The sequence below is a fragment of the Streptomyces sp. NBC_01635 genome (genome assembly GCF_045209715.1).
GTDB classification, from domain to species: Bacteria; Actinomycetota; Actinomycetes; order Streptomycetales; family Streptomycetaceae; genus Streptomyces; species Streptomyces hirsutus.
Genome location: NZ_CP109277.1, coordinates 8,293,980 through 8,317,680 on the forward strand (window position 1 = coordinate 8,293,980; position 23,701 = coordinate 8,317,680).

General features: G+C 71.7%; 19 protein-coding genes and 2 pseudogenes. 11 read left to right on the plus strand and 10 right to left on the minus strand.

Annotated elements, in window-relative coordinates:
* Positions 1-53: 53 nt before the first annotated feature.
* Together OHB56_RS37820 and OHB56_RS37825 are read right to left on the minus strand one after the other, a co-directional pair.
* Positions 54-752, minus strand: coding sequence for a response regulator transcription factor (locus OHB56_RS37820; protein WP_326756203.1), 699 nt, complete (start codon positions 750-752; stop codon positions 54-56).
* A complete protein-coding gene (locus tag OHB56_RS37825; protein ID WP_406358374.1) occupies positions 698-1,831 on the minus strand; it encodes a sensor histidine kinase in 1,134 nt (377 codons plus the stop codon). The genes OHB56_RS37820 and OHB56_RS37825 overlap by 55 nt, the downstream gene beginning before the upstream one ends.
* Before the next feature lie 216 nt (positions 1,832-2,047).
* On the opposite strand from OHB56_RS37825, the gene OHB56_RS37830 reads away from it, so the two are divergent.
* Positions 2,048-2,638 (plus strand): VanZ family protein, encoded by a 591-nt coding sequence (locus OHB56_RS37830; RefSeq protein ID WP_055593648.1) that lies wholly within the window; start codon positions 2,048-2,050, stop codon positions 2,636-2,638.
* An 87-nt stretch (positions 2,639-2,725) separates the two neighbouring features.
* Here OHB56_RS37830 and OHB56_RS37835 read toward each other — a convergent pair whose 3' ends face one another.
* Positions 2,726-4,450 carry a SpoIIE family protein phosphatase gene (locus OHB56_RS37835; RefSeq protein WP_406358376.1) on the minus strand — a complete coding sequence of 575 codons (1,725 nt, stop codon included), beginning with the start codon at positions 4,448-4,450 and terminating at the stop codon, positions 2,726-2,728.
* A gap of 118 nt (positions 4,451-4,568) precedes the next feature.
* On the opposite strand from OHB56_RS37835, the gene OHB56_RS37840 reads away from it, so the two are divergent.
* Together OHB56_RS37840 and OHB56_RS37845 are read left to right on the plus strand one after the other, a co-directional pair.
* Positions 4,569-4,709 carry a hypothetical protein gene (locus OHB56_RS37840; RefSeq protein ID WP_326756207.1) on the plus strand — a complete coding sequence of 47 codons (141 nt, stop codon included), beginning with the start codon at positions 4,569-4,571 and terminating at the stop codon, positions 4,707-4,709.
* Positions 4,710-5,389: 680 nt separating this feature from the next.
* Positions 5,390-7,897 (plus strand): ATP-dependent Clp protease ATP-binding subunit, encoded by a 2,508-nt coding sequence (locus OHB56_RS37845; RefSeq protein ID WP_406358379.1) that lies wholly within the window; start codon positions 5,390-5,392, stop codon positions 7,895-7,897.
* Positions 7,898-7,922: 25 nt separating this feature from the next.
* On the opposite strand, the gene OHB56_RS37850 is transcribed toward OHB56_RS37845, so the two are convergent.
* Positions 7,923-8,993 (minus strand): inositol polyphosphate kinase family protein, encoded by a 1,071-nt coding sequence (locus tag OHB56_RS37850; protein ID WP_406358381.1) that lies wholly within the window; start codon positions 8,991-8,993, stop codon positions 7,923-7,925.
* 47 nt (positions 8,994-9,040) lie between these two features.
* Between OHB56_RS37850 and hsaA the strand changes: the two genes are divergently transcribed.
* Together hsaA and OHB56_RS37860 are read left to right on the plus strand one after the other, a co-directional pair.
* Positions 9,041-9,970, plus strand: coding sequence for a 3-hydroxy-9,10-secoandrosta-1,3,5(10)-triene-9,17-dione monooxygenase oxygenase subunit (gene hsaA, locus OHB56_RS37855; protein ID WP_406358383.1), 930 nt, complete (start codon positions 9,041-9,043; stop codon positions 9,968-9,970).
* Between the two features lie 101 nt (positions 9,971-10,071).
* On the plus strand, positions 10,072-10,887 hold the full coding sequence (locus tag OHB56_RS37860; protein ID WP_406358385.1) for an SDR family NAD(P)-dependent oxidoreductase: 816 nt from the start codon (positions 10,072-10,074) through the stop codon (positions 10,885-10,887).
* 292 nt (positions 10,888-11,179) lie between these two features.
* Here the strand turns inward: OHB56_RS37860 and OHB56_RS37865 are convergent, their stop codons facing one another.
* The gene (locus OHB56_RS37865) at positions 11,180-12,040 is read right to left on the minus strand and encodes an SDR family oxidoreductase (RefSeq protein ID WP_406358387.1); all 861 of its coding nucleotides are present in this window, start codon (positions 12,038-12,040) and stop codon (positions 11,180-11,182) included.
* A gap of 206 nt (positions 12,041-12,246) precedes the next feature.
* Between OHB56_RS37865 and OHB56_RS37870 the strand changes: the two genes are divergently transcribed.
* Positions 12,247-13,098, plus strand: a complete 852-nt coding sequence (locus tag OHB56_RS37870) for a helix-turn-helix transcriptional regulator (RefSeq protein WP_406358389.1) — start codon at positions 12,247-12,249, stop codon at positions 13,096-13,098.
* A gap of 108 nt (positions 13,099-13,206) precedes the next feature.
* On the opposite strand, the pseudogene OHB56_RS37875 reads toward OHB56_RS37870, so the two are convergent.
* Both OHB56_RS37875 and OHB56_RS37880 read right to left on the minus strand, forming a co-directional pair.
* Positions 13,207-13,996 (minus strand): annotated as a pseudogene (locus tag OHB56_RS37875) (SDR family oxidoreductase).
* A gap of 36 nt (positions 13,997-14,032) precedes the next feature.
* The gene (locus OHB56_RS37880) at positions 14,033-14,359 is read right to left on the minus strand and encodes an acyl-CoA dehydrogenase family protein (protein ID WP_326756214.1); all 327 of its coding nucleotides are present in this window, start codon (positions 14,357-14,359) and stop codon (positions 14,033-14,035) included.
* On the opposite strand from OHB56_RS37880, the gene OHB56_RS37885 reads away from it, so the two are divergent.
* The 4 genes and pseudogenes from OHB56_RS37885 (at position 14,253) to OHB56_RS37900 (ending at position 17,382) form a co-directional block, all read left to right on the plus strand.
* On the plus strand, positions 14,253-14,912 hold the full coding sequence (locus OHB56_RS37885) for an SDR family oxidoreductase (protein ID WP_326756215.1): 660 nt from the start codon (positions 14,253-14,255) through the stop codon (positions 14,910-14,912). The genes OHB56_RS37880 and OHB56_RS37885 overlap by 107 nt on opposite strands.
* A 4-nt stretch (positions 14,913-14,916) precedes the next feature.
* The gene (locus OHB56_RS37890; RefSeq protein ID WP_406358392.1) at positions 14,917-15,510 is read left to right on the plus strand and encodes a TetR/AcrR family transcriptional regulator; all 594 of its coding nucleotides are present in this window, start codon (positions 14,917-14,919) and stop codon (positions 15,508-15,510) included.
* A gap of 32 nt (positions 15,511-15,542) precedes the next feature.
* Positions 15,543-16,699 (plus strand): annotated as a pseudogene (locus OHB56_RS37895) (acetyl-CoA C-acetyltransferase).
* Between the two features lie 185 nt (positions 16,700-16,884).
* Positions 16,885-17,382 carry a hypothetical protein gene (locus OHB56_RS37900; RefSeq protein ID WP_406358394.1) on the plus strand — a complete coding sequence of 166 codons (498 nt, stop codon included), beginning with the start codon at positions 16,885-16,887 and terminating at the stop codon, positions 17,380-17,382.
* Between the two features lie 185 nt (positions 17,383-17,567).
* On the opposite strand, the gene OHB56_RS37905 is transcribed toward OHB56_RS37900, so the two are convergent.
* Positions 17,568-18,455 carry an NAD(P)H-binding protein gene (locus tag OHB56_RS37905; RefSeq protein WP_326756218.1) on the minus strand — a complete coding sequence of 296 codons (888 nt, stop codon included), beginning with the start codon at positions 18,453-18,455 and terminating at the stop codon, positions 17,568-17,570.
* Positions 18,456-18,542: 87 nt separating this feature from the next.
* On the opposite strand from OHB56_RS37905, the gene OHB56_RS37910 reads away from it, so the two are divergent.
* Positions 18,543-19,139, plus strand: a complete 597-nt coding sequence (locus tag OHB56_RS37910; RefSeq protein WP_326756219.1) for a TetR family transcriptional regulator — start codon at positions 18,543-18,545, stop codon at positions 19,137-19,139.
* Positions 19,140-19,942: 803 nt separating this feature from the next.
* Here OHB56_RS37910 and OHB56_RS37915 read toward each other — a convergent pair.
* Both OHB56_RS37915 and OHB56_RS37920 read right to left on the minus strand, forming a co-directional pair.
* On the minus strand, positions 19,943-21,520 hold the full coding sequence (locus OHB56_RS37915) for a mucoidy inhibitor MuiA family protein (RefSeq protein ID WP_406358397.1): 1,578 nt from the start codon (positions 21,518-21,520) through the stop codon (positions 19,943-19,945).
* A gap of 7 nt (positions 21,521-21,527) precedes the next feature.
* Positions 21,528-23,576: a DUF4139 domain-containing protein gene (locus OHB56_RS37920; RefSeq protein ID WP_406358399.1), complete on the minus strand. Its 2,049-nt coding sequence runs from the start codon at positions 23,574-23,576 to the stop codon at positions 21,528-21,530.
* Positions 23,577-23,701 lie beyond the last annotated feature (125 nt).

Consider the following 23,701-nt stretch of genomic DNA (forward strand, 5'->3'; position numbering starts at 1 on the left):
GCGCGGTGGCCGACCGGTCCGCCCCTGTGGATGCCGCGGCGGCCTGCCGTGCCTCAGTCCGCCCGGGCCAGTCCGACCCGCCAGGCCCATGCGGCGATCTCCACCCGGTTGCGGACGGCGAGCTTGCCCTGGATGTTGCCCAGGTGGGTCTTGACCGTGCCCACCGTGATGCTCAGGGTGTGCGAGATCTCGGCGTTGGTCAGCCCTTGTGCGACGAGCCGGACGACGTCCACTTCACGCGGGGAGAGATCCGCGTCCGGTGACCGCCGCGCACCGGGCGCCACCAGTCGGCGCAGCAGACGGACCGTGATCGAGGGGCTGATGAGGGAGTCTCCCACCGCCGCGGCCCGTACCGCCTCCGCCAGCAGCCGGGGACCGGAGTCCTTGAGGACGAAACCGCAGGCACCCGACTGGAGGGCGGTGTTGACGTACTCCTCGTCGTCGAATGTGGTGACCATGACCACCTTCGGGACGTGGTCCGCCGTGGGGCGGGTCAGCGCACGCAGCGCGTCCAGGCCGTTGAGGCGCGGCATGCGGATGTCCATCAGGACGACGTCGGGCCGGTGCCGGGCGGCCTCCTCGAGGGCGTGGACGCCGTCCACGGCCTCGGCGACGACGTCGATATCGTCCTCGGCCGCCAGGATCATGGCCATGCCGGTGCGCACGATGGCCTGGTCGTCGACGATGAGTACGCGGATCACGGCCCGTCCGTCCCGGCCGGAGCGAGCGGCAGGCAGGCGCGGACCAGCCATCCTCCGTCCGCGGTGGCACCGGCACGGAACGTGCCCCCGACTCCGGTGACCCGTTCCCGCAACCCCTTGAGGCCGTAGCCGTCGGCGGTGGCCCGGCGGGCCGTACCGTCGTTGGTGATTTCGACGACGGTCCGCTGCGGAAGAACCTGCACGCGGACCCGGACGTCGCGGCAGTCGTGGGCGTGTTTGCGTACGTTGGTGAGGGATTCCATCGTCACGCGGTGGACGACGGCGGCCACCTCCGGCGGCAGGGTCTCCGTGGGCCCGTCCTCGATGAGCTGCGAGGACACGCCTCGCATCCTGAAGTCGGCGACGAGGGTGCGCAGTCCGCGGATCTCCACCGGTGCGACGAGCGGCATCCCACTGTCCTCGGCGCGGAGTTGGCCCACCATGCGGCGCAGCGAGACCAGCGCTTCCGCGCCGGTCCGCTCGATGCGTTCCAGCGCGGGCACGACCAGGTCCGGGCGTTTGGCGGCGACCGCCTGGGCACCCTGGGCCTGCACGACGATGCCGGTCACGTGGTGAGCCACGAAGTCGTGCAGCTCCCGTGCCAGGTCGACCCTCTGGTGCAGACGGATCCGGTGCTCCCGTTGCCGTCGGTCGGCCGCCACCAGCCGGGCGGCCACACTCGCCCCCGCCACGGCCACGGCCACGAGCGTCAGGACGAAGGAGACGATGACGCTGCCTTCGTGGACGTGCAGCGCCAAGGGACGCGCGATCACCGCGGCCAGCAGGCCGACGGTGACGACCGCCGCGGGCACCGGCATGCCGCGTCGTGCGGTGACCGCCAGCACCACCAGCAGAGCCACGGGTTCGAAGGCGCCGTAGGCGGAGGACGCCGACGCCTCGCGGCCATTCAGGTGCAGCCCCACGGAGCAGGCGAGCGAGGCGACCGCGGCGGCCCCGCCCGGACAGACGATCACCCCCGGCCGGGCGCCACGCCCGGCCGACGCGAGCAGAGCCGGCAGCGAGAGGGCCGTCACCGCGGCCGAGACGCCCAGCAGGGTTCCGGTGTCCGGCTGCCGGAACGTGTCGTAGCGCACGTCCAGCAGCGCGGCGGCCACCACAGCACCGGTCACGGCCGTCCACAGCAGGGAGCGAAGGGGGCGGAAGCCGTCGCCCGGCCTCCTCCGGGGGAAACACATGCCGAGCAGCGTATGCCGACGGGCGGCGCCTTCCCTCTGCCGAAAGTCGTAGCCGTGCCGGTCAAGTCCTGTCTTTCTTCCGATCCACGCGGGGACCGCGAAGCCGGATGCTGATCGCCGAACCGCTGCCGGACGCCGTAGGAGCCTGACGTGAACGTGAACTTCGACATCCCCCCTCTCTACGTACTGGGCCCCGCACTGATCGCCTTCGCGGCCATGACCGCCGTCCGCGCACGCCGGTCGCAGCCGGGCTGGACCGGCCGGCACGCGGGATTGAGGATCACCACCGCCGTCCATGCCGCCGCGGTGCTGTCGATCACCGTCTTCCCCCTCACCGTGACCTGGGGGCAGTACGCCAACCAGACGCCCTGGTACCACCAGATCAACTTCATCCCCCTGATCACCTCCGACGTGACCGCCGTCCCCAACGTGATCATGTTCGTACCGCTCGGGATGCTGCTGCCGCTGATCAGCCGAGTGTCCGGCGCACTCCGGGCGACGGCGGTGAGCCTGCTGGCGAGCCTGTCCATCGAGCTGGCCCAGCTGCTGAGCTACGTGCTCTTCAACAACGGCCGGGCCTGCGACGTCAACGACCTTCTTGCCAACGCCCTGGGCGGCCTCATCGGCTGGCTGCTGGTGGGCGCCGCACTCAACAGGCCTTCCCCGGCCGCCTTCCTGCGTGCCATCGCCCTGCCCGGCTCGGCCGCGCACGTCCGGCGCACGGCGCTGACGACGGTGTGACCGCGCGGATCGGTGCCGCCGCAGGCGCGAAGGCCCGGGTACGCCGCTCGGCGTGCCCGGGCCGGGCTCCCGACGGGGAGCCGCCGGTCAGGATCGCTTCCGGGCGGGTGTCCGCAGGGCGAGGAGGGCGACGTCGTCGTCGTTGGCGACGGGGCGGACCCGGCGCAGCAGATGGTCGGTGAAGGAGGCCAGAGGGCGGTGGGCGAGGGCGGCGGCGTGTTGGCGCAACCGGCGCAGACCCTCGTCGAGGGTGTGGCCGGGTTCTTCGATCAGGCCGTCGGTGTACAGCAGGAGGGTGGATCCGGGCGGCAGCAGGGCGACGGCGTCGGTGCGGGGTCCGTGGGTCCCGGTGCCCAGGAGAATGCCGTGGCCGTCCGTGAGGTAGTCGGCCAGGCCGTCGTGGCTGATCAGCAGGGGTGGCGGGTGGCCGGCGTTGGTCCAGGACAGTTTCCAATGGCCGTCGTCCGCCTCCTCGAGCCGGGCGAAGATCACGGTGGCCATGGCGACGTCGGTGATGTGCAGGAGCGCCTCGTCCAGCCGGCCGACGATCCGGCTGGGGGGTTCCCGCAGGGCCCAGGCGTAAGCGCGGAGCATGTTGCGCAGCTGCGCCATGCCGGCCGCGGCCTCCAGATCGTGACCCACGACGTCTCCCACGGCCAGCGCGGTGGCGCCGTCGGACAAGGAGAAGGCGTCGTACCAGTCGCCTCCGACCTGTGAGGCGTCGGGTGCGGGCAGGTAGCGCACCGTCATCTGCAACCCGGGCACACGCGGCATCTGGGGCAGCAGGTGGTTCTGCATGGTCTCCGCGACCTTGCGCTGGCGTTCGTAGAGGCTCGCGTTGTCCAGGGCGAGGCCGGCCCGGCGGGCGATGTCCTCGATCAGGGGGAGATCGTCGGTGGTGAAGTCCACCAGTTTCTCGGCGCGCCCCAGGGTGAGGGCCCCCAGCACTTCGCGCGTGCTGCGGATGGGGGCTATGGCCGCGGAGCGGATGCCGGTGGCCTCGAACAGACCGCGCTGTTCGAGCGCGATGCCGGAATCCGGCACCCCCTGGTAGGTCTGCGGGCCGGCCAGGGCGGAAGCGACTCCGCGCAAGGCCCTGGACAGGGGCATCTGGGAATCCTCCGGGACCGGTGGCATCGGTCCTTGCAGTCCCTCGTGGCGCACCAGGGCATCACCGTCCGCGTGGACGACGAGAGTGCGCCACACCTCGTCGTGTTCGGTGATCAAATCGACGACGGCCCAGTCCGCCAGCCGGGGCACCACCAGGGTCACCAGCCGGCGCAGCGCCTCCTCGACATCAAGAGTGGAGGTCAGCCGAGTGGTGGTCTCGGCCAGCAGCGCGAGCCGTTCGAGCTCCGGCAGCGTCCTGTCCGTCGCCTCCGGCCGAGGGTCGACCTCCAGCGGATGCCGGGCGTGGAAGAGAACGAGCGTGCCGAGTTCGTGGTCACCGACGTCGTAGGGGGTGATCAGCCACGAGATGGGCAGCAGGGAGCCGTCCCCGCATGCGAAGTAGTCCCCCTGCACCTGGGCGGTCCGCCCGGCGAGGAAAGCCTGCCGCATGCTGCATTGAGCCCTCGGCAAGAGCTGGCCGTGAGCATCCCGGTGCAGCAGGTCGTGCGCGTCGCGACCGAGGAGATCCTCGGCGGGCAGGGCCAGCAGCCGCTCGGCGTGGGCGTTGACCGCGAGCACGCGGCCCTGCTCGTCCACGACGTATGCGCCGCTCCCGAGGGCCTCCAGCGCCTTGGTGAGCGTGGCGGAAGAATCGGCCGGGAACTGTTCCCCGAGGGCCTGCGTAGGCTCCACCCCTGCCATACCCTCATCTCCTTCGCCGGCCGACGGCACGTCCGCACAGCAATATTCCCTTCCCCGGGTGCCCCAGTGCCAGTGAATCCAGCCTCGGCCTCGAGCGCGTCCCGGAAACCGGATGCGCATGGAAGCATCTCCGCCGTCGGAACTTCTCCGCCGTCGGAACCTCTACGTCGGAGGCTCCGAGCCGGCGAGCGGCTGTCGGTTCCGCATCACGGCCGGGGACGCCGGGGACAAGGTCACCTTCACCTGGACCGCGCTGTAGGCAGCGGCAGCGGCAGCAGGGGGCGGGTGCGGTGCCGGGTGCTCCCGCTCCACACGGCGGGTGCCGGAGGGACGGGTTTCCGTCCGGTCGACGGGGTTCCCCGGACGCCTCTGCGGGTCCCCCGACGCCCTTGTCGCGGTTGTTGTCCGGTCGGCCGAGGAGGCGGCGAGGGGGTCAGGAGGGCCGGGACGATCCTGATGTGCCGGTGTGTGCCGGTGTGGAGCCGGACCCGCCCGGCCCGGCCCTGTCCGGACCTGCGCCCCGCACCTTTGTCCGGTATGTGTAGGTTCATATGGATTCCGGTGACGGGTCCGCCGGGTCGGGTGATGAGGTGAGGGTGTGTCGCGGCAACGGGTGTGGACGCTGATCCCGCGCGACGTGGCGGCCCTGTCGTCCGGGAGGGGGGCGCCGGCCGCCCCGGCCGGCGCCGGAGCGTCCCCCCGGGCCCGGCCGGACGCAGGGGCGACCGCCCTCGCGCCGGTCGGCGTCATCTGTGCGCGGATCTCCGGAGGCCTGGTGCCGACGGGGTCCGGCGGCCGTACGACGCCACCACCGCGGCGTGCTCGCCCCGCCGTGCCGGGCAGGTCCGACCAGCGGTAACCGCCGTGCCGAGGTACTGACGACCCGCTCCGGACACGCGCGGTGACGCAGGGCCGAGGCCTCAGGGAAGGACGCAGGAGATGAGCACTTCGGGATTCGGTTTCGGGCCTGGCCCGTTCGACGACTTCGACGATCTCTTCGGCCGGTTCTTCGGCAGCGGGCCACTGTCCGCACAGCGGCGGCCCCGGCAGGTCGACGTCGGAAGCCTGCTGTCCGAGCGTGCCCGGGAGCTGGTCGCACGCGCTCAGCAGGCGGCAGCCCGGGAGGGCAGTGAGGAACTGGGCGCCCGGCACCTGCTGGCCGCCGCGCTCGAGGTGGACAGCACCCGGCGCATGCTCACCGAGGCCGGTGTCGACGTGGACGCGCTGGGGCGGCGTCTGGGGGCCGGCGCCGCCTTGGAGGCGGCGCCGGGATCAGGACCGAACGAGCTCTCGCCGTCGGCGAAGCGGGCGCTGCTGGACGCCTACCAGCTGTCCCGCCGCCTGGGCGCCTCCTACATCGGGCCGGAGCACATCCTGCAGGCCCTGGCCTCGAACCCGGAGTCGTCGGCCGCACGGACCCTGGCCGAGGCCGGCGGCGAGGCTGTCGCCGCTCCACCCGGGCAGGCGGCCGAGCAGCCCAGCAGCACACCGACCTTGGACGAGTTCGGGCGTGACCTGACCGAACAGGCCCGCGCGGGCAAGCTGGACCCGGTCATCGGCCGGGACGAGGAGGTCGAGCAGACCATCGAAGTCCTCTCCCGCCGCACCAAGAACAACCCGGTCCTGATCGGCGACCCCGGCGTGGGCAAGACCGCCATCGTCGAGGGCATCGCCCAGCGCATCGTGTCCGGCGACGTGCCGGTCACGCTGGAGGGCAAGCGGCTGGTCTCCCTGGACCTGGCCGGAATGGTCGCCGGGACGAAGTACCGGGGCGAGTTCGAGGAGCGGCTGAAGAAGCTGCTGGACGAGGTCGGCGAACACGGCGACGGCCTGGTGCTGTTCCTGGACGAACTGCACACCGTCGTCGGCGCGGGAGGAGGCGGCGAGGGCGCGATGGACGCCGGCAACATGCTCAAACCCGCCCTGGCCCGCGGCGAACTGCACCTGATCGGCGCGACCACCGTCGACGAGTACCGCAAGCACATCGAGAAGGACGCCGCCCTCGAGCGGCGCTTCGCCCCCATCCTGGTCGGTGAGCCCACCGTCGACGACACCGTGGAGATCCTGCGCGGCCTGCGCGACCGCTACGAGGCCCACCACCAGGTCCGCATCCAGGACGAGGCGCTGGTCGCCGCCGCCGAACTCTCCGACCGCTACGTCACCTCACGCTTCCTGCCCGACAAGGCCATCGACCTGATGGACCAGGCCGCGGCCCGCGTCCGGCTGCGCGCCAGGACCACCCCGGCCGACACCCGCGACATCGAGGACCGCATCGCCGCGCTGGGCCGGGAGAAGGACCAGGCCGTCGCCGAGGAGGACTACGAGCGCGCCAAGGACCTGCGCGACCGGGTCAGGCAGACCGAGCAGGAGCTGAAGACCGCGCAGGCCGAGGACCACGACCAGGCCGAGCCGAAGGTCACGGCCGAGGACGTCGCGGAGGTCGTCTCCCGCACCACCGGAATCCCCGTCGCCCAGCTCACCGAGGAGGAGCGGGAACGTCTCATGCGTCTGGAAGGGCACCTGCACCAGCGGGTGGTCGGCCAGGACGAGGCCGTCGCCGCTGTCGCCCGCGCGGTGCGCCGGGCCCGCGCCGGCATGGCCGACCCCGACCGGCCGGTGGGCAGCTTCCTCTTCCTCGGCCCCACCGGGGTGGGCAAGACCGAGCTCGCCCGCGCGCTGGCAGTCGCCCTCTTCGGTGACGAGAACCGCATGATCCGCTTCGACATGAGCGAGTTCCAGGAACGCCACACCGTCGCCCGACTGGTCGGCGCCCCGCCCGGATACGTCGGCTACGACGAGGCCGGCCAGCTCACCGAGGCCGTGCGCCGCCGGCCGTACGCGGTGCTGCTGCTGGACGAGGTCGAGAAGGCCCATCCGGACGTCTTCAACGTCCTGCTGCAACTGCTGGACGACGGCCGCCTCACCGACGCCCAGGGGCGCACCGTCGACTTCAAGAACACGGTCGTCATCATGACCTCCAACATCGGCGCCGACCGCATCCTCTCCGCCGGCGTCGAGGACTACGCCAAGGTCCGCGCATCGGTCATGCCCTCCCTGCAGCAGCACTTCCGGCCCGAGTTCCTCAACCGCATCGACGAGATCATCGTCTTCCGCGGCCTCGAGCGCGGCCAGCTGCGGCAGATCGTCGACCTGCTCCTGGAGCACACCCGCCGCCGGCTGCACGCCCAGGACGTCGCCCTTCAGGTCACCGACGCCGCCGCCGACCTGCTCGCCCACCTCGGCCACCAGCCCGAGTTCGGCGCCCGGCCGCTGCGCCGCACCATCCAGCGCGAGCTCGACGACCGCCTCGCCGACCTGCTCCTGTCGGGCGCCTTGGAATCCGGCGCGACCGTCCGCGTGGACGCGGTGGACGGCGAGCTCGACATCCATGCCGTGGGCGGCGACACCGCCGACAGCGAGGCCGCCGACAGCGAGGCCGCCCGGTGACCGGGCCCGTGCTCCCGCCGTCGGGTCAGCGCCTCCGTGCCGTGTTCGTGGTGTTCGTCGGTGCTGTGACGGCGGGCTGCTGCTGAGGGCTGGCGCTTCGTGGGCGCACGTGGGTGGGGTTCATCGTCGCCAGCGCAGTCTTCGTTGTGCGGACCCTTGTTGCGTCCTTGATCAGGGAGTCCATCCCGGCAAGGAACTGGTTCCGGTACTTGTCCTTGAGTCGCGTCAGGTCGGGGGCGGCCGGCCCGCCGCCGAGGCGCGGGCTGCCCTCGGGGCTGGGGGACGGGCTCTGCTTGAAGGGATTTCGCGCGTCGATCGCATGGGCGAAGTCGATGAGTCTGGCGTCCACCTTGGTCTCCCCGTTCTGGGTGCCGTGGACCGAGAACACGCTGGCGGCGATGAAGCCGAGGTCGGATCTCGCCGCCGCGTCCCTGATGCCCTGCATCTTGCCGATCAACTGATCCCACACCGCGGGGTCCTCGGAGAACTTGCCCAGGATCGACTGCGACTGCATGCCGTCCAGCACTCTGATCCCGCTCGCGTCCGTGCCCGCGACGATGCGCCACCCGCGCTGCGTCGAGCCGGTCACCGGATCGATGCCCAGGGCGAACTTGAAGCTCTTGACCCCGGCGTCCCAGGAGGACTTCTCCTGCTGCGCCTTGTTTTCCCGGTAACTCGTGGTCGACCTGCCGATCTTGGCGTCCAGGATCTTCGACTGGCTCATGTCGGACGTGATGTTCTCGATGTATATGTGCCGCCGGTCGTCGAGCGCGTTGCCGGCCGTGGCATCCAACTGGTCACCCAGCCGGTCGCGCACCTGCGCGGCCGTGTACGAAGCCGGAACGACGGGTTCGAGGTCCGGGTAGGACCCGGCGCGGACCCTTCGATAGAACTCGTTCTCCACGGAGTCGAACGGGGCCGGTTTCTCCAGGATCTGCCTGGCGGCACCGAGCGGTCTGATGCCGCCGTGCCCGCCCTGATTGACGTTCGGCTCCGGCGAGGCGGACCTCCGCCCCTCGCGCACAGCGGCCTCTTCGGCCTCGGCAATGGTCGGGAACGTCTGCTCCTGATACGTGGGCTCCGCGGGCGTGGCCATACAGGTCTCCTGTCTCGTTGCATGCGTCAACGAGACAACGGAGGCCGGTGAGGGCCGGTTCAATCCCGCTCGGGCCGCGGCCCGTCCCGCGCCGGGCGCAGGACGACGTCTGGGGCGACGACCGGGACATCCGCATCTCCTCGTCGTACGCGCCGGTGGGCCGGCTCACCCCCGTCGACGGCGGCTACCGGCTCACCGGCCGCTGGAGTTTCTCCTCGGGCTGCGAGCACGCCACATGGGCCCTGCTCGGGGCCCCGGTCGTTGGCGCGAAGGGGCGGCCGGTGGACTTCCTCACCGTGCCGGTGCCCCGGTCCGACTACACCATCGAGAACGTGTGGGACGTCGTCGGACTGCGCGGCACCGCCAGCAACGACATCCTCGTCGAGTCGGTGTTCGTGCCCGCCCACCGGGTGCTGCGCAACTACGAGCAGGCCCAGTTGAAGGGACCCGGGCAGCAGGTCAACCAGGGGCCCCTGTACCGGCTGCCGTTCGGGGCGATCTTCACGAGCGCCGTCACGGCACCGGTGATCGGGGCGGTGTCGGGCGGTTACGAGTCGTACGTGTCGCTGATGAAGGAGCGGGTGCGGCTCAGCCTGGGCGGCGGCAGGTTCACCGAGGACCCGTTCGCCCAGGTCGCCATCGCGCGCGCCGCCTCCGACATCGACGCGACCGTCCTGCAGATGGACCGCAACCTGCGCGAACTGTCCGAACTCGCCGCCGCGGGCCGGGAGATCCCCATGGAGCTGAGGCTGCGCACCCGGCGCGACCAGGTCCGGGGCACCGAACGGGCCGTCGCCGCGATCGACCTGCTCTTCAAGACCGCCGGCGGCAACGCGCTGCGACGCGGCAACCCCATCGAGCGCGCCTGGCGCGACGCCCACGCGGGCAGCGTCCACGTCGCCAACGACGTGGAACGGGCCCTGGCCATGTACGGCCGCGGGGCCTTCGGCCTCACGGTGGAGGACAACCTGGTCTGAGGGAAGCCGCCCCGGCCCGCGGGGACGCGGCCGGGGCGCGCGTACCCGGTGGGTCCGGCGCACACCGCGTTCGCCAGCGGCGGAACGCAAGGGGAGAAGACATGGAACTCGAAGGACGCGTCGCGGTCGTCACCGGCGCCGGGGACGGCATCGGCGCCGCGGTGGCCCGGCGGTTCGCCGCCGAGGGGGCCCGGGTACTGGTCGCCGAGGTGAACGAGGAGACCGGCCGTGCCACGGCCGACGCGATCGGCGGCCGCTTCGTGCGCACCGATGTCGGCGACAAGGCGCAGGTCCTGGCGATGGTCGACACCGCGGTGCGGGAGTGGGGCGGCGTCGACATCCTGGTCAACAACGCCTGGGCGACCGGCGACCTCGGACGGGTCGAGAACAAGACCGACGAGATGCTGGCCCGCGGCCTGGGCATCGGCTTCTACGGACCGTTCTGGGCGATGCGGGCGGCCTTCCCGCACATGAAGGAGCGCGGCTGGGGCCGGGTCGTCAACATGTGCAGCCTCAACGGCGTGAACGCCCACATGGGAACCCTGGAGTACAACGCCGCCAAGGAGGCCCTGCGCACCCTGACCCGGACCGCCGCCCGCGAATGGGCCCCGACCGGGATCGTGGTCAACGCCATCTGCCCCGGCGCGAAGAGCGCGGCCTACCGGCGCAGGATGAGCGGAAACCCCGAGCTGGAGAAGCAGGTCGGTGCTATGAACCCCATGGGCCGGATCGGCGACCCCGACCTGGACATCGCCCCGGCTGCGCTGTTCCTCGCGGGCGAGGGCGCACGGTACGTGACCGGCAACACGCTCTTCGTCGACGGCGGTTCGCACATCAACGGAGTCGCCTGGGCCCCCCGGGCCCCCCGACCTGCCGTGACGGTGCTACCTTCCGCGAGTTCTCGTAAGCCCTGCTGAGTTTCCGGCCGCGTGGCCAGGGAGCTCGTCCTCTCTCCAGCGGCTCTTCACGGTCTGACGTGAATCCGGCATTCCTGAAGTGTTCTCACTGTGTCTCGCCGGTCGACGGTCAGGGCGAAGGCGAGAGGGCTCGGGTCGGCACCGTACGGGCCGGGCTCGACGGTGACGACGAGGAGAAAGAGAGCCTGGGAGCCCTCCGTCTCTCCGGGCCCGGCAGAGGGCGTTGCCGCGTATCCGTCAGGTGTGCCGCCGGTGGCGGCCCTGCGGGCGCGGCCCACGTGACACCTGGCGGTCAGGTGCGCAGGCTCTGGGCAACGGTGGCGGACAGCGGTGTGGCGGGCCGGCCCAGGAGGGTGGTCAGGTCGCCGGTGACGTGGTCCAGGGCGCCGTGGGAGATCTGTACGTCGGCGTCGACGATCAGGTCGACGGCAGGTTCGGGCAGTCCGGCCTGGTGGAGGATCTGCCGGTACTGCTCGGCGGGGAGATCGGTGTAGGCGAGAGGCGTGCCGGATTGTGCCGCGGCCTCGGCTGCGAGTTCGGGCAGTGTCCAGGCGGTGTCACCGGTGAGGTCGTAGGTCTTCCCGGCCTGATCGTCGAGGGTGAGGACGACGGCTGCGGCTTCGGCGAGGTCCGCTCGGGTCGCGGAGGCGATCCGCCCGTCGCCCGCGCTGCCGGTGAGGGCGCCGCGCGCGACGGCCCCGGGCAGGGCGGCGGTGTGGTTCTCGGTGTACCAGCCGTTGCGCAGTATGACGGCGGGCAGACCGGACTCGGCGATGGCCTGCTCGGTGGCACGGTGCACTCGTGCCAGGCCCATCGGGTTGGTGGGGGCGAGGGTGACCGAGGTGTAGGCGAAAAGGCCCACGCCGGACTTGGACGCGGCGTCGATCACCGCGCGGTGCTGGGCGATACGCGTGGCGTCCGAGCCGGTGGAGGAGACCAGCAGGACCTTGTCGGCTCCCGCGAAAGCCGCCATCAGGGTCTCGGGTCGGTCGTAGTCGGCGGTGCGGACCTCGACGCCCAGGGCGGCGAGACCGGCCGCTTTGGCGGGGGTGCGGGCGGCTGCGACGACCTGGGCGGCCGGCACACCGCGCAGGAGCAGGTGCTCGATGACCTGGCGGCCGAACTGGCCGGTGGCCCCGGTGACGACGATCATGAACGGGTTTCCTTCTCGTAGGAGCGGTTGGGCCGGGTGTGGCCACCAAGGGCTGATGCTGTCGGCGTCGAAGAACGCGCTCCGATGATCAGCGTGGTGGTCGTGATCGCCAGTCTGCGGCGCGCTGCCGGGCCGGGCCAGAGACGCTTCTTCCTGGTAACGGGAGTACCAGGCTGTCCCCGGCGTGTGCTGCGACCATGGATTCCATGAGCGACTCCGGTGAACTGGCCGCGATCCTGCGGGTGTGGCGTGAGCGGCTGACCCCGCACATGGCGGGTCTGCCGGCGAACACCGCCCGGCGCACCAAAGGGCTGCGGCGCGAGGAACTGGCCGTGCTGGCAGGCGTCTCCGTCGACTACATCGTGCGCCTGGAGCAGGGGCGGGCCTCGGCGCCCTCGGCGCAGGTGTGCGCCGCGCTCGCTCAGGCATTGCAGCTCGGCGACACCGAACAGGAGCACCTGTTCCGTCTGGCCGGGCACGCCACCGGCGGTGGACACATCAGCCGGCTGGTGCCCGCGAGTATCCGCCGCCTGGTGGAACGCACCGGCGAACGGCCCGTGGCCGTCTTCGATGCGATGTGGAACCTCCTGCTCTGGAACCGCTTGTGGGCGGCGCTGGCGGGCGACCCCTCCCAGCTGCGGGAAGCCGACCGCAATTTGCTGTGGCTGCACTTCACCGGCACCTCGGACTGCCACTTGTACGGCCCCGGCAGCACCGAAGCCCTCGACGCGTCCCTGGTCGCCGACCTGCGACGCAGTACCGGCCGCTACCCTGACGACCCCCAGCCGCGACAGCTCGCCGCACGGCTGAACGAGACAAGCACGCAGTTCCGCGAACTCTGGCAGCGTCACGAGATCGCCGAACACGGCCCGACCATCAAGAGGGTCGTCCATTCCGAGGTCGGGACCCTCGACCTGGACTGCGACATCCTCACCACCCAGCGCCACGACCTGCGCATCGTGATGTACACAGCCGAACCCGGCAGCGAATCCGACAGCAGACTCGCCCTGCTCGCCACCATCGGCACTCAGTACATGAGGGACGGACCCAGGCCATGACCGCCACGGCGGTGGACGCTCGCACAGCTACGGGAAGAACGCGGGCGGGCCTGCGGCCCGTCGCCGCCCGTGCCGCGTGCCGCGTGCCGCGGCAGCCGCGGTACGCGTTCACCCCTGCCCGCCGGCCGACTTCGCGGCGAGGTAGCGCGCCGGGAACTCCCCGCCCCCGTACACCGCGAGATCGGCGCCGTTGACGTATCCGGCCAGGTCGCTCGCGAGGAACAGGCAGGCGCGGGCGACGTCCGCCGGGACGGCCATCCGTTCCATCGGAATGACGCCGGCCACCGAAGCGCCCGCGTCCGCGCCGTAGACGGAGGCGGCGCTCTCGGTACGGATCAGGCCGGTGGTGATGTGGTTGACCCGCACCTCGGGCGCCCACTCCAGGGCCAGCGCCTTGGTGAGGGCCAGCAGCCCGGCCTTGGCGGCCGTGTACGCGGCGGTGCCCGGCTGCGGGTCGTGGGCGGAGACACTGCCGATGTTGACGACCGAGCCGCCCCCCCGGCCGGGCCCGCATGAAGCGGTGGGCCCCCTGCGCCACGTAGAACGGCGAGAGGAGGTTGAGCGCGACGATCTTCTCCACGAAGCGGGGCGAGACGGTGGCCGCGTCGGCGTCCGGGGAGCCGCCCGCGTTGTTGACGAGCACGTCGAGGCGGCCGAAACGCTCCACCGCGCTGTCCACGAGCCCGGCCGCCGCCGAGGGGTCGCGCACGTCGGCGGGGACGAAGACCGCCTCCCGGCCCCGCGCCGCCGGCGGGGTGTCCGGGGCGTTGCGGCCGCAGACGACGACATCGGCCCTGGCAGCGAGGAACGCTTCGGCGATGGCCGCCCCGATCCTTTTGGTGCCGCCGGTGACCAGCACCACGCGCCCCGTGAAGTCCAGTGGATTGCCGATGTCCATGTTCTCCGGCCTCTCTTGTTCACTGGCGGTACGGGTTCAGTGCGAGGTCAGTCCGAGCCCGGCGGCGAGCCGCGCCCGGTGTGCCGCGGGCGCGCCGAACAGTTCGCCCGCTCCGTGCGCCCGCTTGAAGTAGCGGTGCGCGTCGTGCTCCCAGGTGATGCCGATCCCGCCGTGCAACTGGATCGTCTCGCCGGCCACGACCGAGAACGCCTCGGAGCAGACCGACTTGGCGACGGCGGCGGCCCGCTCCAGCGCGGTGGGGTCCTCGTCGGCGGCGAAGGCGGCGCCGAGCGCGGCCGAACGTGCCGCCCTCGCCGAGGAGTTCGGAGCGGACCACGTCGCCGCACTGCCCTGCGACGTCACCGACCAGCAGCAGGTCGACGCCCTGTTCGCCCTCGCCGCCGAGCGCCACGGCGGCCTCGACGTCGTCGTCAACAACGCGGGCCTCGGGGGCACGGCCGACCTCGTCGACATGAGCGACGACCAGTGGTCCAAGGTCCTCGACGTCACTCTCGGCGGCACCTTCCGCTGCACCCGCGTCGCCCTGCGCCGCCTCAAGGAGCAGGGCACCGGCGGGGTCGTCGTCAACAACGCCTCCGTCATCGGCTGGCGCGCCCAGCGCGGCCAGGCCCACTACGCCGCCGCCAAGGCCGGCGTCATGGCCCTGACCCGGTGTGCCGCGCTGGAGGCCGCCGACTTCGGCGTACGCGTCAACGCCGTCGCCCCGAGCCTCGCCATGCACCCGCACCTGGTGAAAGTCACCACCCCCGAACTCCTGGCCGACCTCACCGAACGCGAGGCCTTCGGCCGGTACGCCGAACCCTGGGAGATCGCCAACGTCATCGTCTTCCTGGCCAGCGGATACTCCTCGTACATGACCGGGGAGACCGTCTCCGTCAGCAGCCAGAGAGCATGAGCACATGACCGGAAACGCCAACGCCGAACGACGCGCCGAACTCCTGGCCACCGCCGCCCAGGTCTTCGCCGACCAGGGCTACAACGCCACCACCGTCCGCCGTATCGCGGACGCCGCCGGGATGCTCGCGGGCAGCCTCTACTACCACTTCGACTCCAAGGAGTCGATGCTGGACGAGATCCTCTCCACCTTCCTGGACGAACTGTGGGCTGGCTACGACACCGTCCTCGCCGCCGGACTCGGTCCCCGCGAGACCATCGAGGCCCTCGTCACCGAGTCCTTCCGGCAGATCGACCGCCACGGGCCCGCGGTCGCCATCTACCAGAAGGAGTCCAAACACCTCTCCGCCCAGCCGCGCTTCGGCTATCTCGCCGACTCCCAGGTGAAGTTCGAGAACGCCTGGCTGCGCACCCTGGAACGCGGTGTCGCGGAGAAGGTCTTCCGCGGCGACCTGGACGTGCGGCTCGTCTACCGGTTCGTCCGCGACACCGTGTGGGTGGCCGCCTCCTGGTACCGCCCCGGCGGCACCCACAGCCCGGAGGAGATCGCCCGCCAGTACCTCTCCATGGTCCTGGAAGGCATCACCCTACGCACCTGACGCCTCGTCATTCCCCTTACGAGGGAGCAGTCATGGCCGAGGCCTACATAGTCGAAGCGGTCCGCACCCCCGTCGGCCGGCGCAAGGGCGGCCTGTCCGCCGTCCACCCCGCCGACCTCGGGGCGCACGTCATCAAGGCGCTGGTCGAACGCACCGGCGTCGACCCGGCAGCCGTCGACGACGTCGTCTTCGGCTGCCTGGACACCGTCGGCCCGCAGGCCGGGACATCGCCCGCACCGCGTGGCTCGCCGCGGGCCTGCCCGAGGAGGTGCCCGGCACCACCGTCGACCACCAGTGCGGCTCCTCCCAGCAGGCCGTGCACTTCGCCGCCCAGGGCGTCCTCTCCGGCACCCAGGACCTGGTCGTCGCGGGCGGCACCCAGAACATGTCGATGATCCCCATCGCTTTCGCCGGCCGTCAGGCAGCCGAGCCCCTCGGCCTCACCGACGGCCCCTACGCGGGCTCCGAAGGCTGGCGCGCCCGCTACGGCGACGCACCCGTCAACCAGTTCCACGGCGCCGAACTCATCGCCGAGAAGTGGGGGATCAGCCGCCGGGACATGGAGGAGTTCGCCCTGCGTTCGCACCAGTGGGCCCTGCGCGCCATCGACGAGGGCCGCTTCGACCGAGAGACCGTCGCCTACGGCGACGTCACCGCGGACGAGGGCCCGCGCCGCGACACCTCGCTGGAGAAGATGGCCGGCCTCAAGCCGGTCGTCGAGGGCGGCCGGATCACCGCCGGTGTCTCCTCCCAGGTCTCCGACGGCGCCTCGGCGCTGCTCATCGCCTCCGAACGGGCCGTCGCCGAACACGGCCTCACCCCGCGCGCCCGCGTCCACCACCTGTCGGTGCGCGGCGAGGATCCGATCCGGATGCTGTCGGCACCCATCCCGGCGACGGCGTACGCGCTGAAGAAGGCCGGGATGTCCCTCGACGACATCGACCTGGTCGAGATCAACGAGGCCTTCGCGCCCGTCGTCCTGGCCTGGCTGAAGGAGACCGGGGCCGACCCGGACAAGGTCAACGTCAACGGCGGCGCCATCGCCCTCGGTCACCCGCTGGGCGCCACCGGCACCAAGCTGATGACGAGCCTCCTCCACGAACTGGAGCGCACCGGCGGCCGCTACGGCCTCCAGACCATGTGCGAGGGCGGCGGCCAGGCCAACGTCACCATCATCGAACGCCTCTGACGGACCCCGTAGCGCCACCGGCCCCGTGCCCCGGTGCTGCCGGTTGAACCCGCCGGGCGGCACCGCCCCCGTGAGCCGGTGCCGGTGTACCAGGGGGCTCAGCCCAGGGACCGGGTCACTTTCCCGAAAAGTGACCCGGTCCCTGGGCCATGTCCTCCCGTCCACCGGATCCGCACGGTCATCCGGTGACGGTGGCGGGCGCGTCGTCCCAGGCCAGTGAGGACATCCTCCACCCCGACGGGGTCCGGACGAACTGGAGCGGCACGATGTGCGCGCGGAGCCCCGACGGCAACGCGAACGCCCACTGGGCGACGGCCGGCGCCGTGGGCCGGCTGGAGGCCGCCGCCGCGACCTTCGCAGGCACGGGGAACGGCGTACTGCCGATCGGCGACGCGGGCTTCGAACACGGCGGTGACATCCCCGGCCTCGGCAGCCACGAGACCGGTAGGGACATCGACGTGTGGCCGGTCCGCACGGACTCGGCCCAGTGCACCGCAGGGCGCATCACCTGGCAGTCGTCCACCTACGACCGCGCTGCCACCCGCCGCCTCGTCCAGGAGATCCGTGCGAAGGCACCCGGCCACAGCGCACTCGTCTTCTTCAACGACCCCCAGCTGATCGCCGAGGGGCTGACCACCAGCTACCCGAACCACGACAACCACCTGCACATCCGCTACAGGTAGTCCGTCGCGGATTGGCGAACACCGCATCGGCACACCTGCACGCGAGTGGTGATCCGCCGCGGGTCGGGGCCGACCCACCGCCAAGCGTGACGGCGGCCCCGGGGCGAGGCCGAGGACGACACCCTGCGTGAGACCGACGAACAGTGCCATGAACGCGGTAACCGGACGTTGCGCCTGATGCGACGTCACGACGCCGGGGCAGGCCGCGGTCGACGAGGTGACGAACCCTCCGTGAACGCGGTGGCGTGGTCGGCGGCCCACTGGCGAAACGTTCGCGGTGCCGTCCCGAGGATGTCGGCCACCACAGTGGTGACGTACGCGGGCTGTCCGACCGCCGTGCTCCACGCGGCGAGCAGCATGTCGACGGTCGAGCTGGGCGCCGTGCCCTTCGACAGGCTTCGGAACTCGTCCGGCGTCATCTCCTCGAATGCGATCCGATGCCCCAGGGCGTCACCGATGGCGCCCACCTGCGCGGCCTGGGTCAGCGACTCGGGGCCCGTAAGAACGTAGTCGGCTCCGACGTGTCCGTCCTGATAGAGCGTCCGCGCCGTGACGGCTGCGACGTCGCGGTCGTCGACCGGTGCGGTCTCGGCAGCGCCGTAAGGCCACCGGACGACCTCGCCGGCCCGGATCGTGGGTGCCCACCAGGTCAGCGAGTTCGACGCGAACATCCCCGGCCGGATGATCGTCGACTCGAGTCCGGTGGCCGCGATGAGCCGCTCGATGTCGGCGTGCAGCACCGCCATGGGATTGGGCTGCTGGAAGAAGGGGTGCGGCGTCTGGTGCGGGGAGGAGAGGAAGACGACCCGTCGCACGTGGGCTGCCAGTCGCTCGACGACTGCCGCGGCTGTCTGAGGCGGTGCGGTCCAGACGAGGAAGACCGCACCGGCACCATTCAATGCCGGGTCGAGCGACTCGGGCACAGTGAGGTCGCCGGTGAAGACCTCGACCTTCGTCGGCAGCGTCGCCGCCGCCTCGGAGCGATGGGTGAGGGCGCGGACCGGCACGCCCGCGTCGAGGAGTCGGTCGATGACGACGCGGCCGACCCGGCCCGTCGCCCCGGTTACGAGCACGGGAGGAATGTCTGTCTGATTCACGCCGCTCATAAAAACGTTACTCGGTTAAAAAAGCAACCTGGTCATGAATGTTACGATGGTCAGGTGAGCGAGCCGACGGGACTGCGGGCCCGCAAGAAGGAGCGGACGCGCGATGCCATCGGCGACGCGGCCGTCTCGCTGTTCCTGGAGCGCGGCTTCGACCGCGTCTCGGTCAACGACATCGCCGCGGCGGCCGAAATCTCCAAGCCGACCCTCTTCCGGTACTTCCCCACCAAGGAAGACCTGGTGCTGCACCGGTTTGCGGACCATCAGGGCGAGGCGGCACGCGTCGTACGTGACCGTAAGTCCGGCATCAAACCGGTGACGGCGCTGCACCGGCACTTCCGGGCCGGCCTCGATCGGTACGACCCCGTCACCGGCCTCAACGATCATCCCGAGGTGGTGGCGTTCCATCGGCTGGTGTTCACCACACCGAGCCTGGCGGGACGGCTCACGCGGTACCAGCTCGAGGACGAAGAGGCACTGGCGGACGCTCTCGGCGAAGGCATCCAGGCACGCCTGCTAGCCGCCCAGGTACTCGCGGTCCAACGGGTGCTCGCCCGGACCAACTGGCAGAAGATCGCCGACGGTCGAACCGCCCACGACGTCCACCCCGAGGCCGTGGCCGAAGCCGACCAGGCATTCAACCAACTACGGTGACGGGCGACGCTCCCGGTCGAAGAATGCCCCGCGGTCCGGCGCACGCGTTGCCATGGGCCCGGTCAGGCCGCTTCCGCGGATGCTGGCGGCAACCGCCTCGTCGGACACAGGTCGTCGGCATGGTCCCGAGCCGGTAGTCACGGAAGGTGACGGAGGCGAGGCCGGACAGCTCACTGCCAGGTGGCCGCCGGTGGGGAATCTGAACTGCCCACTGACAACTGCTGCTGGTCGCCACCCCCGTGCCGCCGGCCTCAGACACGCGCAGAGGACTGCGAACACTGACACCGAACCTCTGCTGCCGACTCGGCAATCCCTCTTGGCGACCCGGCAGCGGCGCCATAAAGGGTGCACACGATACTGTCGCTCACACCTGCACTGAGCTGCACAAAGTAGTCTCCATTCGCCTCGCGCCACACGGTTGCCCCCGAGAAGGCGGCAGACGATGACGAGCACGGCGTCACTCGAGGCGCCATCCGCACGACCGTCGCCGAGCTGATGCCCGAGCACACTGCCGACACCGAAGTACCCCCGGTCCCGGAGCTGCCGGTCACCCTCGGCATGCCGGGCAAGGTCGCCGACTTTCTCCGCGCGGCCGAACCGGACGACGTCGAGCGGGCCGCGTTCGACCAAGGTGTGACCGTACGGCACGGCCCGTGCTGCACCCCGCGCGTCAGCGCCACCCCCGCTATCCCTCACCAACCGCCCGACCCGCCGCCCCGGCCGAGGCCCACGCGGATGTCCCGGCCGGTGCCCGCTCCTCATGCCCGACGCCCCTCACCCGTATGGTTGTGCCGACGGCGAGGTCAGAGACCGGTGACCTTGCTGCTCGCCGACACGTCGTAGACCAGGGTGACGGTGCGTCGGCCGCCGGGACCCAACGGGATGTTCCAGCGGACGATCCCGTCCGTGTCGACCGCGTCGGGCACGGGCGAGCAGGCGTCCCGGTTCAGGCGTACCTCCACCGCCGAGACCTCGGAGACGGGAATGCGTTCCCGGAGGACGATCACCCTGTCGTCCTCCTCGCCGGGGGCGGAGAACCTGGACAAGTGCAGCCGGACGGTGCGGGTGAGGACGGTCCGCTGGGCGATTCCGGCGGTCTCACGGGTCTCCTCGGTCTGCCGCAGGACCCGGTGGTCGTCCCGGCTGCCGAAGGCGAGGTCGACGGGGGCGCCGGGGGCGGTGAAGTCCAGGGTGCCGCGTCCGCCGAACCCGCCGGCGCCGATGAGGTCGACAGGCCCGGCGAGCAGCGCGTGGCCGGACCGGTTGTCGAACCGCACCACCTGGCTGACCAGGGGAGACAGCTCGGGCGAGCAGGTGTACTCACTCCGCGCGGACGAGGTGAAGGAGCCGAGCGGAACACGGTGGGCGCGGCCGTCCGCCGGCACGGAGACCGGCGCGGGGGAGTGGAGCACCCGTACTTCGCCGCCGTCGTCCACTCCCGGCAGCCCGAGCACGGGGGAGGGGCCGAGTTCCGCGATCTCCTCCTCGCGCAGGCCGACCTGGACGGTACGGCGCTCCGCGGCGGAGCGGTCCGTCAGCGTCAGCCGGTCCTCGCCGAGCCGCGGCGGTTCCGCCGCCGACGCGGAGCGGGCGGTCGACAGGGTCAGCCGTACGTTCGACCAGTCCTCGCCGGTGCTCTGCCAGACGATCGCGTCCGTGTCCAGGGTGAGGTCCTGCCCGTTCAGTACGGCCCGGTACGCGGGCCGCCACAGTGCGCACGGGACGAGGTGACTCAGACGCAGCTCTGCCCGGCCGACGGCCGAGGAGTGGACGGCCAGCTCGATGTGGCCGGTCAACTCCGCGGGCTCCGTCCCGTAGAGGTCCATGGCCCGATGGGCCTCGGAGAGTTCGGAGGCGATGCCGGCCAGCCCGGCCTCCACCGCGCGCAGTCGCTCACCGCAGGAGTTGCGTTCGCCGTCCACCCGGTCCAACTCCCGGCTCCAGCGGCCGCGTTCCGTCTCCCCGGAGCCGGCGCCCTCGGCTATGTCCCGCAGCAGATCGGCGGCGACGCGGCCGAGCAGCTCGACGCGGGCGCGCAGCCGGTCACGCTGCTGCTCCAGGGCCGACCGCTCCTCTTCCAGCGCTGTCATCCGGCGGCGCAGCGCGGAGTCGTCGTCGGCGGGCCCCGGCCCGCGCGGGGTCCAGCTGCGTACGATCCGCACGTCGAGCACGGTCGTCGAGTGGCCGGCGGTCAGCTCGGCGTGGAGGGTACGGTCGACGGCCAGCGCGCTGACCGGTCCGAGACGCAGTCGCTGGGTGCCGGACGTCAGGTCGAGCACGGCGGCCCGCTCCAGGTGAGCGCGGTCCTCCATGCAGGTGACGGCGGTGACGGGCAGGGCGATCAGGGGGATCAGAGAGATCGGCTCCGATGACGTGGACATGGCTGATTCAGCTCCTGCGGTTGCCGCCGGTGAGGGCCTTGCCGGCCGGGATCCGGATCTCGTAGCCGCCGTCGAGTGCGGCGGTGCCACCGGCGGGCAGTTCGACCCGCCACAGACGCGTGCCCGGCGTGTGCCGCTCCGGGTCCGCGCCGCTCTCGGGCACCGTCCACTCGGCTCGTTCCTCGATCCGGACGTCCGTGTCGGAAGTGACGGGCACACGCTCGCGCACTTCGACGCAGACGGGGACGGGGAGCCGGTTGGCCAGTTCCACGTGGACGCGGTGGTCGAGCACGGTGACGTTGTTGCGCAGGCCCGAGGTCGACTCGTGCAGATTCGTTCGGCGGGTGACCGCGATGGCCTCGGCCGGTCCGAGGCCCACCCGGCACTCACCGCCCGGCGCGAGCGTGGGCAAAGAGGCGGTCAGCAGGAATTCCTCGTCCACGGTCACCTCCACCGGGCCGGCCAGGAGGGCCTGTTCGGTGGCGTTGGAGAGCAGCAGCGTCGCGTACACGGTCTGTTCCACGGACGGCACACAGATGTACTCGGTGCGCAGGCCGACCGGGATCTCGCCGACGGTGACGGTGTGCCAGGCGCCGTCCGAGGGAATGTCGGCCGGCGCGGCGGCATCGAACCGGTGGTCGAAGGAGCCCGCGGACTCGCGGGGCCGCACGGCGTGCCCGGGAAGCGGCAGCGCGGCCACCGTCTCGGCGCGGCGGCGGTACTCCGCAGCCACCGGGTCGAAACCGGAACCGGGGAACAGCCGGCCCCGGCGACCGTCCGGTTCCTCCGGTCCGCACAGGACGAGCGCGGTGTAGTCGAGCTCGGCGCCGTCCGGCTGCGGCAGCCCCGCCGGGGGCGCCGACGGGACGGGCGCGGTGCCGGCCACGGACGCCCCGGGCCGCGGCGGTGCTGCTCCGGAGGCCGCGGCGGGACGGCCGCCGGTGCGTGGCCTGGCGCGTGCCGGGGGCCCGGACGGCGACAGGAGAGCACCGCTGCCGTAGGCCTGAGGAGAAGCACCCTCCGCGCCACCGGGAACCGGCGGCGCGCCATAGCCCGCCGGTGCCGGCGGAGGCAGCGGCGGAACGGGACCGGACGGAGCGGCGGCCCCGACGAGCGAGGGCGCGGCGTTCGTGTCCGGCCCGGGGCCCGCCGCGTCGTAACCGGCGAAAAGACCGTTCAGCCCCGCCGGGTGCGCACGCCAGCCCGAGGGCGTGGGGGCGGGCTGACTGCGTCCGATGCGGACCGAGCGGAGCCGGGGCAGGTCCGTGCGGCGGCGCAGGTCGGCGGTGGCCAGGGCGATACGCACCCCAGTCCAGTCCTCGCCCGTGCGCTGAGCCACCGAGGCCCGCAGCAACAGGCTTCCTTCACCGCCACCCTGACGGTAGGTCAGGCGGTAGGCCGGCACCCATACGGCGCCGGGCACCCCGTATTCCACCTCCACCTCCACCTCACCCGAGCCGTCCAGCGTGAGGACCGCACCGAACGAGGTGGCCACATGCGCCGACGGCACGTCGGTGGAGGCACGGGAGAGCCTGTCCGCCGCGACGGTGAGCTCGTGCTCGACCCGGCGCAGCTCCTCCTCCAGCGCGCGGAGCCCGCTGTGCAGTCCGGTCAGGCGCTCATCGACGAAGTCGGAGAGTTCCAGCCACGCGTCGACCGGTGTACGGCGGTGCGGGTCGTCCCGCTTGCGGGCCGGAGGCACCGGACGCAGGGCACTGATCTCCTCGATCAGCGCCGACTGCCGGTCCCGGCGGCCTTGCGCCGCCGCACAGTCGTCGCGCAGCCGCTCCACTTCGCGCCGCAAGGTGTCGGGGCGGTCCGTGTCATGGGGCTCGGCCCGTACCTCCACCCGGGCCTCGGTGACACGTATCCCGGAAGCACCGACGACGCGGGCCCGCAACGAGTCCGGGTCCAGCGACCGGGGCAGCCCCGTCACCCGTACCTGTCCGCCCGCCGGTACCGTGCCCCGGGCCCGGCGGCGGCAGAGCGCGCCCTGCGCGTACACCACCACAGAATCGAGTGCCGACGCCCACCCCGGAACCGCCCCAGCCGTCATGTGCCCCCCACCCAGCCGTATCCGTGCCGAGGGCAGCCTATGCCGTGAGGCGGTCACGGGCTCCGTGAGACCGTGCCGGCGGCCCGCGGGGCCACGACCCCGGCCGCCGGATTCACCGACGGCGT

Excerpts from the sequence above, each read along its gene's own strand:
- OHB56_RS37820 (WP_326756203.1), bottom strand. The coding sequence starts at position 752 with ATGGCTGGTCCGCGCCTGCCTGCCGCTCGCTCCGGCCGGGACGGACGG.
- OHB56_RS37835 (WP_406358376.1), bottom strand. The coding sequence starts at position 4,450 with ATGGCAGGGGTGGAGCCTACGCAGGCCCTCGGGGAACAGTTCCCGGCC.
- OHB56_RS37840 (WP_326756207.1), top strand. The coding sequence starts at position 4,569 with ATGGAAGCATCTCCGCCGTCGGAACTTCTCCGCCGTCGGAACCTCTAC.
- OHB56_RS37845 (WP_406358379.1), top strand. The coding sequence starts at position 5,390 with ATGAGCACTTCGGGATTCGGTTTCGGGCCTGGCCCGTTCGACGACTTC.
- OHB56_RS37850 (WP_406358381.1), bottom strand. The coding sequence starts at position 8,993 with ATGGCCACGCCCGCGGAGCCCACGTATCAGGAGCAGACGTTCCCGACC.
- OHB56_RS37860 (WP_406358385.1), top strand. The coding sequence starts at position 10,072 with ATGGAACTCGAAGGACGCGTCGCGGTCGTCACCGGCGCCGGGGACGGC.
- OHB56_RS37865 (WP_406358387.1), bottom strand. The coding sequence starts at position 12,040 with ATGATCGTCGTCACCGGGGCCACCGGCCAGTTCGGCCGCCAGGTCATC.
- OHB56_RS37870 (WP_406358389.1), top strand. The coding sequence starts at position 12,247 with ATGAGCGACTCCGGTGAACTGGCCGCGATCCTGCGGGTGTGGCGTGAG.
- OHB56_RS37890 (WP_406358392.1), top strand. The coding sequence starts at position 14,917 with ATGACCGGAAACGCCAACGCCGAACGACGCGCCGAACTCCTGGCCACC.
- OHB56_RS37915 (WP_406358397.1), bottom strand. The coding sequence starts at position 21,520 with ATGTCCACGTCATCGGAGCCGATCTCTCTGATCCCCCTGATCGCCCTG.
- OHB56_RS37920 (WP_406358399.1), bottom strand. The coding sequence starts at position 23,576 with ATGACGGCTGGGGCGGTTCCGGGGTGGGCGTCGGCACTCGATTCTGTG.